This is a genomic window from Micromonospora sp. NBC_01655, from assembly GCF_026339755.1.
Classification (GTDB): domain Bacteria; phylum Actinomycetota; class Actinomycetes; order Mycobacteriales; family Micromonosporaceae; genus Micromonospora.
On record NZ_JAPEQF010000001.1, the window covers coordinates 4,072,059 to 4,086,681 of the forward strand.

Genomic DNA, 14,623 nt, shown 5'->3' on the forward strand with positions numbered 1-14,623 from the left:
GGCGTGGACGTCGTGGCGTTGCGGCAGAGTTGGGCGCAGTTCTGCGCGGCGGGTCCGGAGGCGGCGAAGTACTTCTACGCGACCCTGTTCGTGATCGCGCCGGAGGCGCGGTCGATGTTCCCGACGAACATGAGCTACCAGGAGGACAAGTTGTTGGCGGCGTTGGGGCACATCGTGTCCCACGTCGACGACGAGCGGGAGTTGTCGGCGTTCGCGCACCGGTTGGGCGCGGACCATCGGCGGTTCCGGGGCACGGACCGGCAGGGTCGGGAGGTGCCGTTGGGGGAGTGGCACTACGTGTGGGTGGGGCAGGCGTTGCTGGCGACGTTGGAGCGGTTCCTCGGGCCGCGGTGGACGCCGCAGTTGCGGGCGCAGTGGGCGGCGGCGTACGAGGTGGTGGCGCGGTTGATGCTGACGGGGGCGGCGGAGGCGGAGCGGTCGTCGCCGCCGTACTGGGAGGCGGAGGTCCTGTCGGTGCAGCGGCGCCGCGCGGACGTGTGTGTGTTCACGGTCCGGCCGAACTATCTGTGCGAGTACCTGCCGGGGCAGTCGTTGCCGGTGCAGGTGCCGCAGTTGCGGGTGTGGCGGTACCTGTCGCCGGCGAACGCGCCGCGCCCGGACGGGACGATCGAGTTCCACGTCCGGGCGACGGGCCGGTTCTCCACCCATCTGGTGCGCCGGCTGCGGGTCGGTGACCAGGTGTTGTTGGGTTCGCCGGTGGGTGCGGCGTTGTCGTCGTACGACCGGTCGCCGCACCTGCCGTTGTTGCTGGTGGCCGGTGGGACGGGGGTGGCGCCGTTGCGGGCGGTGGTGGAGGCGCTGCGGCAGGGGCCGGGGCGTGCGGTGACGCTGGTGGTGGGCGCGAAGACCCCGGAGGACCTGTACGACGACCAGGGGTTGCGGGAGTTGGCGTCGGCGTCGGCGTGGTCTTCCGGTGGGGTCGGTGGGTGGTTGCGGTATGTGCCGACGGTGGAGGTCGGGTGGCAGTGGGCGGGTGCGGTGGGCACGGCGGCTGACACGGCGTTGCGGTTGGGTTCGTGGCGGGACACCGACGTGCTGGTGTGCGGCAGTCCGGAGATGACCCGGGAGACGGTCGGCGCCTTGGTGGCCGCGGGTGTGCCGGCGGACCGGATCCTGGCCGAAAGTTATGATCATTCTCTTTATCCGCCCCTCGCGGGCGCGGCGGTTGCCGCGTCGCGGGACTTCACCGGGACGGCTGCGCGATGAGCATCGACCACGGCGACGGGGTCACCGGTTTCCAGCGAGACGACACGGTCCGGGCGTTGGGGGCGGTGCAGGCGCGGCGGTTCCGGGGCAGCGAGTGGGTGTCCGTCGACGAGGTCGCGGACGTGGCCCGGTCGGCCGACGAGCGGATCGCGTTGCTCGACGGTGAGTTGCAGCGGCTGCGGCGGGAGAACGAGGGCCTGGTGCAGCAGGTGGAGATGCTGCGGCACGGGGCGCTGCCGAGCGCCGCCCCGCAGGGCCCGGACCCGATGGTGGTCGAGTTGGCGGTGCGGGCGCAGGCCGAGGCGAACCGCACGATCGGTGAGGCCAGCGAGGAGGGCGCGGAGATCATCGCTGACGCGCGTCAGCAGGCCGAGGAGATCCTCGCGGAGGCGCACCGGCGGGCGGGGGCGGTGCCGGCGCAGTCGGGGTCGCGGTCGGAGGATCTGCAGCGGCAGGTGCGCGAGTTGGAGGGGCGGCACGGGGCGTTGCTGGCGGCGGTGGCGACGGCGCAGCAGCACCTGAACCAGTGGCAGGCGCACCTGTCGGCGCAGGCGGAGCGGCTGCGGGCCGACGCGGCGGCGGCGGGTGCGGCGAGTCAGCAGCTACGGCAGGTCGTCGGCGGCTGATCCCGCCGTCGGTGGGTCGGCCGGTCAGGGGTGGGCGCAGGCAGCGGCGACGGCGTCGGCGATCGGGGTGTTGCCGGTGACCAGTTCCAGGACCGCGCCGGCGCTGCCCGGGTGGTACAGCAGGGCGACGAGGACCCGGGCGACGTCGGTGCGGGTGACCGTCCCGGGGTCGGTGTGCCGGGTCAGGGTGACTCGGCCGGTGGGTGGGTCGTCGGTGAGCCGGCCGGGGCGCAGGACCGTCCAGTCCAGGTCGCGGGCGGTGAGGTCGTCCTCGGCGGCCTTCTTGGCCCGCAGGTAGGCGGCGAACACGTCGTCGGTGCCGGCGGGTGGGGCCGTGTCCACGCCCATGGCGGAGAGCAGCAGGTAGCGACGTATCCCGGTCCGCTGGGCGGCGTCGGCGAGCAGGCCGGCGGCGGCCCGGTCGACGGTGTCCTTGCGGGCGGCGCCGCTGCCGGGGCCGGCGCCGGCGGCGAAGACCACCGCGTCGGCCCCGTCGAGGTGGGTGGCGACCCGTGCGGCGTCGGCGTGTTCCAGGTCGCAGACGACGGGGTGGGCGCCGCTGGCGCGTAGCGCGGCGGCGTGGTCGGGGTTGCGGATCAGTCCGACGGCGGTGTCGCCGCGGCCGGCGAGTTCCCGGTGCAGCAGTTGGGCGATCTTGCCGTGTCCGCCGGCGATGACGACGCGCATACCTGCCACCGTAGCCGCCGGGGCGCGCGGGCACCGGCGCTGCGGCGAGCAGGGTCACGGGCGGGTGGTCGCCGGCGGGGGTGGCGCTGGGGCAGCATGGATGCCGTGACGGAGACGTTCGACGCGTTGGCGGGGCTGCTCGCCGAGGGCGGTGTCGTGGTGTTGAGCGGGGCGGGCCTGTCCACCGAGTCCGGCATTCCGGACTATCGGGGGCCCAGCGGGGTGGCGCGTCGGCACACTCCGATGACGTTCCAGGCGTTCACCGGGGATCCGGTGGCGCGGCGGCGGTACTGGGCGCGCAGCCACCTGGGGTGGCGCACGATCGCCCGGGCCGCCCCGAACGACGGGCACCGGGCGGTGGCCCGTCTGCAACGCGGCGGGCTCGTCGACGCGGTGATCACCCAGAACGTCGACGGTCTGCACAGCGTCGCCGGGTCGCAGCCGGTGGTGGAGTTGCACGGCCGCCTCGACGAGGTGGTGTGCCTGGACTGCGGCAACCACACCTCCCGCGAGGAACTGGACCGGCGGCTGCGGCAGGCCAACCCGGGGTTCGACGCGGTGGTCGCGGCGGTCCACCCCGACGGTGACGTGGATCTCGACGACCGGGAGGTGGCCGGGTTCCGGCCGGTGGACTGCGGGTTCTGCCGCACCGGGCTGCTGAAACCGGACGTGGTGTTCTTCGGGGAGACGGTTCCCGCCGCCCGGGTGGCCCGCTGCTTCGACCTGGTCGAGGGGGCTCGGTCGCTGTTGGTGCTCGGGTCGTCGTTGACGGTGATGTCGGGCCGCCGGTTCGTGATCCGGGCCGCGAAACGGGGCATTCCGGTGGCGATCGTCAACCAGGGGGTGACCCGGGGCGACGGGTACGCCACCGTGCGGGCCGATGCGCCGCTGGGCGTGCTGCTGCCGGCGCTGGCCGACCGGCTCGCCGGCGCCGGGGCCCCGGCGCCGGTCGCCGGCTGACCCGCCGCGCCCGGCCTGCCGGTGATCCACTGGTCGGGGGGACGACCTCCGCCGGTGCCGGTGGCGCTGGTAGCGTGGATGTCGCCGGTACCACCCACGTGGGAGAGACCGTCCGATGATCGTTGCGGGCGGCGCCGAAGGGGCAGCTTCCTCCCCGGAACCTCTCAGGCAAAAGGACCTCGTGGGCAGGCACTGTGGAGCGCCCTTCCCGGGGTGCGACTCAGGGGGAGGCCGACCTGTCGACCTCACCCCTGCGGGAGCGCCGCCATGACCGTAGAGCAGTTCGCCGCCCGTCACATCGGCCCCGATCCGGCCGACGAGCGCCGCATGCTGGAGGCCGTCGGCTACGACTCGATCGACGAGCTGATGGACGCCGCGATTCCCGAGGTGATCCGCTGGCACGGTGCCCTGGACCTGCCGGAGCCGGCCAGCGAGCACGACGCCCTGGCCGAGCTGCGGGCCCTCGCCGCGCGGAACACCGTCGCCGTGTCGATGATCGGGCTGGGTTACCACGGCACGCACACCCCGGCGGTGATCCGCCGCAACGTGCTGGAGAGCCCGGCGTGGTACACGGCGTACACGCCGTACCAGCCGGAGATCAGCCAGGGCCGGCTGGAGGCGCTGCTGAACTTCCAGACGATGGTCACCGACCTGACGGGGCTGGCCACCGCGAACGCCTCGATGCTCGACGAGGGCACCGCGGCGGCCGAGGCGATGACCCTGGCCCGCCGCGCGTCGAAGAGCCGCAGCGGCGTGTACGTCGTCGACGCCGACGCGTTGCCGCAGACCCTCGCGGTGATCATGAGTCGGGCGGAGCCGTTGGGCATCGAGGTGCGGGTCCTCGACGTCGACGCCGAGGAGTTGCCGGCGGAGTTCTTCGGCCTGCACCTGCAGTACCCGGGGGCGTCCGGGGCGGTGCGGGACCATGCCGCGCTGGTGGCGGCGGCGCACGCGGCGGGGGCGCTGGTGTGTGTGGCGGCGGACCTGTTGGCGCTGACGTTGCTGCGCCCGCCGGGGGAGATCGGCGCGGACGTGGCCGCCGGCACCACCCAGCGGTTCGGGGTGCCGATGGGCTTCGGTGGCCCGCACGCCGGGTACCTGGCGGTGCGTTCGGGGTTGGAGCGGATGCTGCCCGGCCGGCTGGTCGGGGTGTCCCGCGACGCCGACGGCAACCCGGCGTACCGGTTGGCGTTGCAGACCCGTGAGCAGCACATCCGGCGGGAGAGGGCGACCAGCAACATCTGCACCGCGCAGGTGCTGCTGGCGGTGATGGCCGGCATGTACGCCGTCTACCACGGCCCGGACGGGCTGCGTGCCATCGCGGCGCGTACCCATGGCATGGCGGCGCGGCTCGCGGCCGGGCTGCGCGCCGGTGGGGTGGCGGTGGCGGACGTCGCGTTCTTCGACACGGTCACCGCGAGCGTGCCGGGCCGGGCCGCCGAGGTGGTGGCGCAGGCGCAGGCGCGGGGGGTGAACCTGCGGTGCGTCGACGCCGACCGGGTGGGGATTTCCTGCGACGAGACGACCACGGCGGCGCACCTGTCGGCGGTGTGGGCGGCGTTCGGGGTGGCCGGGGTCGACGGGGACGGGGACGGGGCCCTGCCGGCGGCGTTGGCGCGCACCTCGGACTTCCTCACCCACCCGGTGTTCCGCAGCCACCACTCGGAGACGGCGATGCTGCGGTACCTGCGGCGGCTGTCGGACTTCGACTACGCCCTGGACCGGGGGATGATCCCGCTGGGGTCGTGCACGATGAAGCTGAACGCGACCACGGAGATGGAGCCGGTGAGCTGGGCGGAGTTCGCGCACCTGCACCCGTTCGCGCCGGCGTCGCAGACGGCCGGGTACCGGGAGATGATCGCCCAGTTGGAGGGCTGGCTGGCGGAGGTGACCGGCTACGACGCGGTCAGCGTGCAGCCCAACGCCGGGTCGCAGGGGGAACTGGCGGGGCTGCTGGCGATCCGCGCGTACCACCGGGACCGGGGTGAGGGGCACCGGGAGGTGTGCCTGATCCCGTCGTCGGCGCACGGCACGAACGCCGCGTCGGCGGTGATGGCGGGGATGCGGGTGGTCGTGGTGGGTTGCGACGGCGACGGCAACGTCGACCTGGTCGACCTCGACACGAAGATCGACAAGCATCGGGACACGCTCGCGGCGATCATGGTGACGTACCCGTCGACGCACGGGGTGTACGAGACGGGCATCGCGCAGTTGTGCGCGAAGGTCCACGACGCGGGCGGTCAGGTGTACGTCGACGGGGCGAACCTCAACGCCCTGGTCGGGTTCGCCAAGCCGGGCCGGTTCGGGGCGGACGTGTCGCACCTGAACCTGCACAAGACGTTCTGCATCCCGCACGGTGGGGGCGGGCCGGGGGTGGGTCCGGTGGCGGTGCGGGCGCACCTGGCGCCGTACCTGCCGGGCGGCGGCGGTGCCGGCCGGCCGGCGATCTCGGCGGCGCGGTACGGGTCGGCGGGGATCCTGCCGATCCCGTGGGCGTACCTGCGGATGATGGGCGCGGCGGGGCTGACCCGGGCGACGGGGGTGGCGGTGCTGGCCGCGAACTACGTGGCGGTGCGGCTGCGGGAACACTTCCCGGTGTTGTACGCGGGCAACAAGGGCCTGGTGGCGCACGAGTGCATCCTGGACCTGCGGCCGGTGACGAAGGCGGCCGGGGTCACGGTCGACGACGTGGCGAAGCGGCTGATCGACTACGGGTTCCACGCGCCGACGATGTCGTTCCCGGTGGCGGGGACGTTGATGGTGGAGCCGACGGAGAGTGAGGACCTGGCCGAGCTGGACCGGTTCTGCGCGGCGATGATCGCGATCCGGGCGGAGATCGACAAGGTGGGCTCGGGCGAGTGGCCGGCGGGGGACAATCCCCTGGCGAACGCGCCACACACGGCGGCGATGGTGGCCGGCGACGAGTGGCCGCACCCGTACCCGCGGTCGGTGGGGGCGTACCCGGCGGGGGTGGACCGGGCCGGGAAGTACTGGCCGCCGGTGCGGCGGGTCGACGGCGCGTACGGTGACCGGAACCTGGTGTGCTCGTGTCCGGCGCCGGAGGCGTTCGAGGAGTGACGTCGGGGCGCGCCGGGGCGGTGGTTCGCGCCGCCCCGGCGGGTGCGTCGACCGGGGCAGGCTGGTCGCGGGGACCGGGGGCTGGCCTGTGGTCGACGGGGTGCGTCAGGTTGACGCTGGGTGAACGGTCAGGCGACGAGGGCGTGTCGGGCGGGACCGCGGTGGGGGGCGATGGTGCTGCCGTCGGGGAGGAGTTCGCCGGTGTCCTCGAAGACGATGACACCGTTGCAGAGCAGGCTCCAGCCCTGCTCAGGGAAGCAGGCGAGGACGCGGGCGGCTTCCCGGTCGGTCGCTTCGGCGGAGGGGCAGGTGGGTTGGTGCTGGCACATCGGGTTCTCCGGACTGTGGGGGCACTGTGTCATGGTTCACATGACCAGTGACGCACAGTACCAAGCGAACGTGAGCCGCATCGAGCGGGTTCACGCCATGTCGGGGGGAATTCCACTGAACGGACGAGGCGGAATGGGCCAGACGGCGTGGAAGCGTTCCCACTGACACGGGTGACCGCACCCGCCGCCCCCGCCGGCTGCCGCGGCCGGCTCACCGAACGCGACCGCCTGCACTGGCGCCTGCGCGACGGCGGTGACCCGGCCCGCCTCGTCGAGGAGTTCCTCACCGCCCACGGCCTCGGCGTCGACGACCTGACCCGCCCGGCGGCCCACGACCCGGCCGGGGTGTGCGGGGCCGCCCTGTACGTCTCCGCCGCGGCCGGGGCCGTGCTGGCCGCCGCGGCACCCGGCGCGCCCAGCCCCGCCCCCGCCCTGCCCGACCTGGCCGTGGTCGTCTACGCGCACACCCCCGCCGCCGCGCCGACGCCACCACCCGGGGCCGGCGACTGGTGGATCGGCGACTGGACCCCGAGCTGGAGCACCCGCCAGCACGCCGACGCCGTGACCGCCGTGCGGGCCGCGATCGGCCGCGGCGACGTCTACCAGGTCAACCTCGTCGGCCACGCCGCCGCCCCGTACACCGGCGACCCCCGCCCCGCCCTGGCCCGGCTGAGCCGGCTGCCCGGCGCCCGCTACGGCGGCACCCTGCACGGCCCCGGCTGGGCGATCGGCTGCGCCTCCCCGGAGACCCTGATCGCCGTCGAGGGCGGCCGGCTGGTCACCCGCCCCATCAAGGGCACCCGCCCGGCCACCCCCGCCGGCCGCGCCGAGCTGCTCGCCTCGGCCAAGGAACGCGCCGAACACATCATGATCGTCGACCTGGAACGCAACGACCTGGCCCGCGTCGCGGCCACCGGCACCGTCACCGTCGACGAACTGTTCGCCGTACGCCGCTGGTGCGACCTGTGGCAGGCCGAGTCGACGGTGTCGGCGGCCCCCGCCGACGGCCTGGGCCTGGCCGACCTGCTGCGCGCGGTCTGCCCCGGCGGGTCGGTCACCGGCGCGCCGAAACTGGCCGCCCTCGACGTCGTCGCCGCCCACGAACCCGTGGGCCGGGGCGCGAGCATGGGCGCGCTGGGCTGGGTGGGCGCCGGCCGGATCGACCTGGGCCTGACCATCCGCACCGCCGCCGCCGACGGGCACCTGCTGCACGGCTGGGCCGGCGGCGGCATCACCTGGGACAGCGACCCCGACGCCGAGGTCGCCGAGGCCGCCGCCAAGGCCCGGCCCGTCCGCGCCGCCCTCGCCCCCGCACCCGGACCCCGGGCCGATAGCCTGCTGCCATGACGATGCGGCCCATCCGGATCATCGGCGACCCGGTGCTGCGCACCGGCTGCGAGCCGGTGACCAGCTTCGACGCCGACCTGCGCGCCCTGGTCGGCGACCTGATGGACACCCTGCTCGGCGCCCCCGGCCGCGCCGGCGTCGCCGCCCCACAGATCGGCGTGCCCGCGCAGGTGTTCGTCTACGACGCCGACGGCCACCGCGGCCACATGATCAACCCGACGGTGGAGCTGTCCGAGGAGTCGCAGGACGACGACGAGGGCTGCCTGTCCATCCCCGGGCTGTACTTCCCGACCCCCCGCGCCCTGCACGCCACCGCCCGCGGCTTCGACCAGCACGGCGAGCCGCTGACCATCTCCGGCAGCGGTTTCCTCGCCCGCGCCCTGCAACACGAGACCGACCACCTCGCCGGGCGCCTCTACGTCGACACCCTGCGCGGGGACGCCCGCCGGCGGGCACTACGGGAGATCCGCGCCGGCCGCTTCGACTCACCCACCCGCCGCCGCTGACCCACCCGCCGGGGGCGGCGGGACGCGGTCGCGTCCCGCCGCCCCCGGCGTTCAGACCCGGCTCACCGCCCGGTCGCCGCGCAGCGTCAACCCGGCGATCCCGCCAACAGGAATGAGCAGCCAGCAGGACAGCATCCGGTAGACCAGCACGGCAGCGGCGGCGCTGACCGCGGTCGCGCCCGAGGCGGTGAGCCCGGCGACCAGTGCGGTGTCGATGACACCCACCCCGCCCGGGGTCAGCGGCACCTGCCGGACGATCTGCACACCGAGGTAGATGCCCGCCAGGGCGGTCACCCCCACCGGCAGGTGCAGCGCCAGCGCGGCGGCGGCCAGGCACAGCAGGTCGGCCGCCCAGTTCACCGCCGCGTACCCCACCGCCGCCGCCCAGTCCCGCACCCGCAGCTTCGCCCCCGCCCGCCACGCCTGCCGGGCCGAGACCAGCAACGCCCGCACGTGCCGACGCACCACGCCCCCCGACACGTCAGGCCCCGCAACGGGCCCGACCGCACGCCGACGCGGCTGCCTGCGTCCGGCCAGCACCGCCAACGCCGTCAACCCACCCAACGCCGCCACGACGGCCAGCGGACGCCAGTCCCACCCGCCCGGGGCACGGACCAGCACCACCGCACCCCCGCCCACGTACAGCAGGGCCAACCCGCCCATGGACGCCAACCCGGACACCACCGCCGAGGCCGCCGCCATCTCCCGCGGCGCGCCGGCACGCTCGTACTCCCGGATGGCGTACCCGGTGGAGACCGCCGCCCCCGCCGGCAACGAGATCGACAACGCCGTGCGGGCCAGGCTGATCGCCACCACCCGGCCCCGACGCAGACGCACCCCCAGGGCGTCGAGCAGCCGCCACTGCTGCAACGCGAACGCCGCCAACGAGACGGCCTGCAACAGCACCGCCAGCACCACCCACCCGTAGCCGGCGCCGGTCAACGCGGCGAGGAACTCCCGCGGGTCGGGCAGCCGCCCGCGCAGACCCACCACAGCCGCGCCGACGACACCCACGGCCACGGCGAGCAGCCGCACCCACCGGCGCCGCCACAGCCCCGCCGCCGGCGCGGCGCTCACCGCGGTCCCGGGCACGCGGTGAGCGTGTACTCGCCGTACCCGGCGACCTCGGTGAACCCGAGCCGCTCGTACAGCCGCAGCGCCGCCACGTTGTCGGCCCGCACGTTCAACGTGACGTGGTCGACGTCGGCGGCCAGCCGCCGGCACAGCGCGGCCACCGCCGCCGCCGCCAAACCCCGCCCCCGATACCCGGGATGGGTGGTGACGTTGCCCAGCGCCGCCACCCGCCACACCGGGGAGTACACGTGCACCCCGGCCACCGCCACCAGCTCCCCGTCACGGCGCACCCCCACGTACCGGCCGGTGTCGAGCATCCTCGGGTCGAACCAGTTGCCCGGGTACGCCACCGCGTACAGCCTCGTCAGCTCCGGCAGGTCGGCGGCACCCAGCGGCTGCCCCGCACCGGGAACCGCGGCCAGCCGCGCCCGGTCGGTCAGCGCCATCTTCCGGTGCGCGCCGCCGTCGGCGACGCGGAACCAGCCGGCCAGCACCGGCGCCAGGCCGGGGGACAGGTGCGCGTGCAGCCGCGCCGGCAGCACCGGCGCCAGGTCGGTCAGCAGCGCCGCCAACTCCTCCCGGCCGGCGGCGTCGGCGAACGCCAGCAGCGTCGGCGGCACCACCGCGTGGTACAGCAGCGCGACCTGCTCGCCGCGGCGGAACCACGACGTGTACGGCCAGAAGAAGTCGTCCAGGTCACCCAGCTGGTAGGCGTGCAGCGTCGGGTCGCGGCCCAGCAGCCGCCCCAGCAGCATCCGGTCGTGTTCGGCGCGTAACGGCATCCGACGATGATCACATGCCCCGGGCCGGTGCGGTCACCCGCTCACGCCCGGCCGCACTCCTCGGCGGGCAGGTTCTCGTGCGCCCACTGGGCCAGGGCATCCAACGCCGGCAGCACCGCCGCGCCCCGCTCGGTCAGCTCGTAGCTCACCCCCAGCGGCGGGCCCTGCCGCACCGTGCGGTGCACCAACCCCACCCGGGCCAGCTCGCCGAGCCGGTCGGACAGCACCGACTCGCTGATCCCCGGTAACGCGCGGGTCAGCTCGGCGAACCCCGCCGGCCCGTGTGCCAGGGTGCCCAGCAGCACCCCGTTCCACCGCTTGCCGAGGAACGCGAACGCCCGCGTCAGCCCCCCGTCGCAGGACCGGGGAACCTCACCGGTGGGGGAGCGGGGCGTCATGACCCCAGGATACGTGGCGTTCCGCACGACAAAGCAACTTCGAAAAAACTAGCTGCTAGTCTCTGAGCAGTTAAGCCCCCCAGGTGCGAAGGAAACCCGACATGACCGACACCGCCACGACCGACCTGATCACCCTCGACCCCGCAGCCCAGGCACAACTGTTCACCGACGCACGCACCGCCAACACCTTCACCGACGAACCCGTCACCGACGCCCAACTGCGCGCCATCTTCGACCTCGCCAAGTACCCGCCCACCGCCGCCAACACCCAGCCCCTGCGGGTCCTCTACACCCGCCCCGGCGAGACCCGCGACCGACTGCTCACCCACATGTCCGAAGGCAACCGCGCCAAGACCGCCACCGCACCCGTCGTGGCCGTCCTCGCCGCCGACACCGACTTCCACGAGTTCATCCCACGCGTCTTCCCGATCCGCCCCGAGATGCGCGACGGCCTCGCCGCCGACGCCACCGCCCGCGAAGGCATGGCCCGCTTCAACGCCACCCTCCAGATCGGCTACTGGCTACTGGCCGTCCGCGCCGCCGGCCTCGCCGCCGGCCCCATGGCCGGCTTCGACGCCGCCGCCCTCGACCGCGACCTCTTCGCCGACAGCACCTGGCGCTCCCTGCTCGTGGTCAACCTCGGCAAGCCCGGCCCCGACGCCTGGTTCCCCCGCCTGCCCCGCCTCGACTACGACGACATCACCCGCCACGCCTGACCAACCCGGCCGGCCGGCGCGCGACCCGCGCCGGCCGGCACCTCACCACCCCACCCACTCGTCGTAACCCAACTTCACCACCAACGCCAACACCACCACCAACAACACCACCCGCACGAACCCCGCCCCCCGCCGCAACGCCATCCGCGCCCCCACCACCGCCCCCACCACGTTGCACACCGCCATCGCCGCGCCCAACAACCACCACACATGACCCGTCGCCGCGAACACCACCAACGCCCCCAGGTTCGTCCCCGCGTTCACCACCTTCGCCATCGCCGAACCACCCACGAAGTCCGCGCCCACCAGCGCCGTGAACGCCACCACCAAAAACGTCCCCGTCCCCGGACCGATCAACCCGTCATACGCCGCGATACCCACCCCCGCCACCACCACCGCCGCCACCACCCGCCCCCGGGTCCGCCGCTGCGGCACCGCCACCACCCCCAACCGCGGCCGCGCCACCACGAACACCGCCACCACCACCAACACCCCCAACACCACCGGCCGATACGCCGACGCCGGCACCACCCCCGCCAACGCCGCACCCAACCCCGCCGTCACCACCGCCAAACCCGCCGCCGGACCCGCCACCCGCCAATCCAGCTTCGTCCGCCGCGCATACGTCACCGCCGCCGTCGCCGTCCCCGCGATCGCCGCCAACTTGTTCGTCCCCAACGCCGTCGCCACCGGCACCCCCGGCGCCACCAACAACAACGCCGGCAACAACAACAACCCACCACCCCCCACCACAGCATCGACCCAACCGGCCAACACAGCCGCAGCGAGCAACGTGATCAGCGACGCACCATCCACGGCCGGCCATTCTGCCCACCCCACACCCCGCCACCCCACCCGCCGACAACCCGAGTGTCCCGCCTCACCACCAGCCCACCCACACCCAATCCCCACGTCACCGCCGACGCCGCAACCACACCCCCACGAAACCCACCGCCACGAACACCACCATCGAACACACCAACACCTTCAGCATCCGGCAACCCTCCCACGACCCACGTAGGGTAAAAAGGTGCGCCTGGCCACCTTCAACCTGCTCCACGGCCGATCCCTCACCGACGGACTCGTCGACCCCGACCGGCTCACCGCCGCCGTCACCACCCTCGACGCCGACATCCTCGCCCTACAGGAAGTCGACCGCGACCAGACCCGCAGCGGCAACCTCGACCTCACCGCCATCGCCGCCCGCGCCCTCAACGCCCCCGAACACCGCTTCGCCGCCGCCGTCGTCGGCACCCCCGGCGAACAGTTCCGCCCCCTACGCCACGACGACGACGGACACGGCGAACCCTGCTACGGCATCGGCCTGGTCACCCGCCACCCCGTCCGCACCTGGCAGGTCACCCGCCTCAAACCCGCCCCCGTCCGCTCACCCGTCTACGTACCCGGCCCCGGCGGCGGCCTCATCCTCCTCGAAGACGAACCCCGCGTCGTCCTCGCCGCCGTCCTCGACACCCCCCACGGCGACATCACCGTCGCCGCCACCCACCTGTCCTTCGTCCCCGGCTGGAACATCCACCAACTTCGCCAGACCGTCCGCGCCCTACGCGCCCTACCCGCCCCCCGCATCCTCCTCGGCGACCTCAACCTCCCCGCCGGCCCCGCCCGACTCATCTCCGGCTGGACCCCCCTCGGCCGCCGCCCCACCTACCCCGCCGCCCAACCCCGCGTCCAACTCGACCACATCCTCGCCGACCGCCACCACCGCCACCACCTCCCACCCGTCACCGCCGTCACCACCCCCGCCTCCACCATCTCCGACCACCGCCCCCTCGTCATCGACCTCGGCTGACCCCGAACTCGTCGACCTTCGGCCGCCCCGAACCCCGCCGACACGACCGGGACACCAGGCCCACGCGCCCTTCGGGCACGACCATCGTCACCACGGCAGCAACAGACGCACCCGAAGAACCCACCCGCCGTCCCGACCTCAACCCCGCCCGGCCACCCGCCGCGCCGCCGCCACCGCGTTACGGAACAACATCGCCACCGTCGTCGGCCCCACCCCACCGACCCTCGGCGTGATCGCCCCCGCCACCCGCGCACACGACTCGTCCACATCCGGCAGCAACCGCCGACCCTCATACCGCACCCCACCACCGACCACCACCGCACCCGCACGCACATGCTCCGGACGCACGATCCCCGGCACCCCCGCCGCCGCCACCAGGATCTCCGCCCGCCGCGTGTACCGCGGCCAGTCCGCCACCCCCGTGTGCACCACCGTCACCGCCGCGTTCGCCGTCGGCCGCTTCTGCGCCAACAACATCGCCAACGGCCGCCCCAACGTCGCACCCCGACCCAGGACCACCACCTCACGCCCCGCCACCGGCACCCCGTGGAACGCCAACAACGCCTCGATCCCCGCCGGCGTACAGGGCAACGGACCCGGCAACCCCAACGCCAACCGCCCCATGTTCACCGGATGCATCCCATCGACATCCTTGTCCGGATCCAGCACCTGCAACGCCCGGTCGTAGTCCAGGTGCCCCGGAATCGGATGCTGCACCAACACCCCGTGCACACCCGCGTCGGAATTGAACTCCTCGACCACCCGGTGCAGATCCGCCTGCGACGCCGACGCCGGCAGATGCACGTGCGGCGACGCGAACCCCAACTCCGCCGCCTGCCGCTGCTTGATCCGGATGTACCCGGCACTCGCGTCGTCGTCGCCCACCAACACCGTCGCCAACGACGGCGTCACCCCTGCCGCCCGCAACGCCGCGACCTCCGCCGCCACCTCACCCAGCACCTGCTGCGCCACCGGCGCACCCTGCAACAACCGCGCCGTACCCGACGCCTCCGCGCTCACCACAGAAGAAGAGGACATGGCACCACCTCGCCCGCGGGAGCCCAGGCGGACGACCCCCACGGC

15 protein-coding genes and 1 riboswitch are annotated in these 14,623 nt (G+C 74.0%); of the genes, 8 read left to right on the top strand and 7 right to left on the bottom strand.

The window, feature by feature from the left end:
- The first annotated feature begins 3 nt into the window (after window positions 1–3).
- Together OOK41_RS18740 and OOK41_RS18745 are read left to right on the top strand one after the other, a co-directional pair.
- Complete coding sequence (locus tag OOK41_RS18740; protein WP_266266114.1) at window positions 4–1,227, top strand: globin domain-containing protein; 1,224 nt, start codon at window positions 4–6, stop codon at window positions 1,225–1,227.
- Window positions 1,224–1,853 carry a hypothetical protein gene (locus OOK41_RS18745; RefSeq protein ID WP_266266115.1) on the top strand — a complete coding sequence of 210 codons (630 nt, stop codon included), beginning with the start codon at window positions 1,224–1,226 and terminating at the stop codon, window positions 1,851–1,853. Before OOK41_RS18740 ends, OOK41_RS18745 begins: the two co-directional genes overlap by 4 nt.
- 24 nt (window positions 1,854–1,877) lie before the next feature.
- On the opposite strand, the gene OOK41_RS18750 is transcribed toward OOK41_RS18745, so the two are convergent.
- The gene (locus OOK41_RS18750; RefSeq protein WP_266266116.1) at window positions 1,878–2,540 is read right to left on the bottom strand and encodes an NAD(P)H-binding protein; all 663 of its coding nucleotides are present in this window, start codon (window positions 2,538–2,540) and stop codon (window positions 1,878–1,880) included.
- A gap of 96 nt (window positions 2,541–2,636) precedes the next feature.
- On the opposite strand from OOK41_RS18750, the gene OOK41_RS18755 reads away from it, so the two are divergent.
- Window positions 2,637–3,500, top strand: a complete 864-nt coding sequence (locus OOK41_RS18755; protein ID WP_117670435.1) for an NAD-dependent protein deacetylase — start codon at window positions 2,637–2,639, stop codon at window positions 3,498–3,500.
- A gap of 89 nt (window positions 3,501–3,589) precedes the next feature.
- A riboswitch (glycine riboswitch) is annotated at window positions 3,590–3,690 on the top strand.
- 77 nt (window positions 3,691–3,767) lie between these two features.
- On the top strand, window positions 3,768–6,578 hold the full coding sequence (gcvP, locus tag OOK41_RS18760; RefSeq protein WP_266266117.1) for an aminomethyl-transferring glycine dehydrogenase: 2,811 nt from the start codon (window positions 3,768–3,770) through the stop codon (window positions 6,576–6,578).
- A gap of 128 nt (window positions 6,579–6,706) precedes the next feature.
- On the opposite strand, the gene OOK41_RS18765 is transcribed toward gcvP, so the two are convergent.
- Window positions 6,707–6,907, bottom strand: coding sequence for a DUF5999 family protein (locus tag OOK41_RS18765; RefSeq protein ID WP_036371784.1), 201 nt, complete (start codon window positions 6,905–6,907; stop codon window positions 6,707–6,709).
- 162 nt (window positions 6,908–7,069) lie between these two features.
- On the opposite strand from OOK41_RS18765, the gene OOK41_RS18770 reads away from it, so the two are divergent.
- Together OOK41_RS18770 and def are read left to right on the top strand one after the other, a co-directional pair.
- Window positions 7,070–8,254, top strand: coding sequence for a chorismate-binding protein (locus tag OOK41_RS18770; RefSeq protein ID WP_266267880.1), 1,185 nt, complete (start codon window positions 7,070–7,072; stop codon window positions 8,252–8,254).
- A complete protein-coding gene (gene def / locus OOK41_RS18775; protein ID WP_117670443.1) occupies window positions 8,251–8,760 on the top strand; it encodes a peptide deformylase in 510 nt (169 codons plus the stop codon). The genes OOK41_RS18770 and def overlap by 4 nt, the downstream gene beginning before the upstream one ends.
- 51 nt (window positions 8,761–8,811) lie before the next feature.
- Here the strand turns inward: def and OOK41_RS18780 are convergent, their stop codons facing one another.
- The 3 genes from OOK41_RS18780 to OOK41_RS18790 are packed head-to-tail and all read right to left on the bottom strand — an operon-like array spanning window position 8,812 to window position 11,014.
- Window positions 8,812–9,852: a lysylphosphatidylglycerol synthase transmembrane domain-containing protein gene (locus OOK41_RS18780; protein ID WP_266266118.1), complete on the bottom strand. Its 1,041-nt coding sequence runs from the start codon at window positions 9,850–9,852 to the stop codon at window positions 8,812–8,814.
- Complete coding sequence (locus tag OOK41_RS18785; RefSeq protein WP_117670447.1) at window positions 9,834–10,616, bottom strand: GNAT family N-acetyltransferase; 783 nt, start codon at window positions 10,614–10,616, stop codon at window positions 9,834–9,836. Before OOK41_RS18785 ends, OOK41_RS18780 begins: the two co-directional genes overlap by 19 nt.
- Before the next feature lie 41 nt (window positions 10,617–10,657).
- Entirely contained in the window at window positions 10,658–11,014 is a 357-nt protein-coding gene (locus OOK41_RS18790; protein ID WP_117670449.1) for a helix-turn-helix domain-containing protein, read from the bottom strand.
- A gap of 101 nt (window positions 11,015–11,115) precedes the next feature.
- On the opposite strand from OOK41_RS18790, the gene OOK41_RS18795 reads away from it, so the two are divergent.
- Window positions 11,116–11,730 (top strand): malonic semialdehyde reductase, encoded by a 615-nt coding sequence (locus OOK41_RS18795; protein WP_117670451.1) that lies wholly within the window; start codon window positions 11,116–11,118, stop codon window positions 11,728–11,730.
- A gap of 42 nt (window positions 11,731–11,772) precedes the next feature.
- Here OOK41_RS18795 and OOK41_RS18800 read toward each other — a convergent pair whose 3' ends face one another.
- Entirely contained in the window at window positions 11,773–12,546 is a 774-nt protein-coding gene (locus tag OOK41_RS18800; protein ID WP_165878199.1) for a TSUP family transporter, read from the bottom strand.
- 214 nt (window positions 12,547–12,760) lie between these two features.
- Between OOK41_RS18800 and OOK41_RS18805 the strand changes: the two genes are divergently transcribed.
- Entirely contained in the window at window positions 12,761–13,540 is a 780-nt protein-coding gene (locus OOK41_RS18805; protein ID WP_266266119.1) for an endonuclease/exonuclease/phosphatase family protein, read from the top strand.
- Between the two features lie 138 nt (window positions 13,541–13,678).
- On the opposite strand, the gene OOK41_RS18810 is transcribed toward OOK41_RS18805, so the two are convergent.
- Window positions 13,679–14,578, bottom strand: a complete 900-nt coding sequence (locus OOK41_RS18810) for a bifunctional 5,10-methylenetetrahydrofolate dehydrogenase/5,10-methenyltetrahydrofolate cyclohydrolase (protein WP_266266120.1) — start codon at window positions 14,576–14,578, stop codon at window positions 13,679–13,681.
- Window positions 14,579–14,623 lie beyond the last annotated feature (45 nt).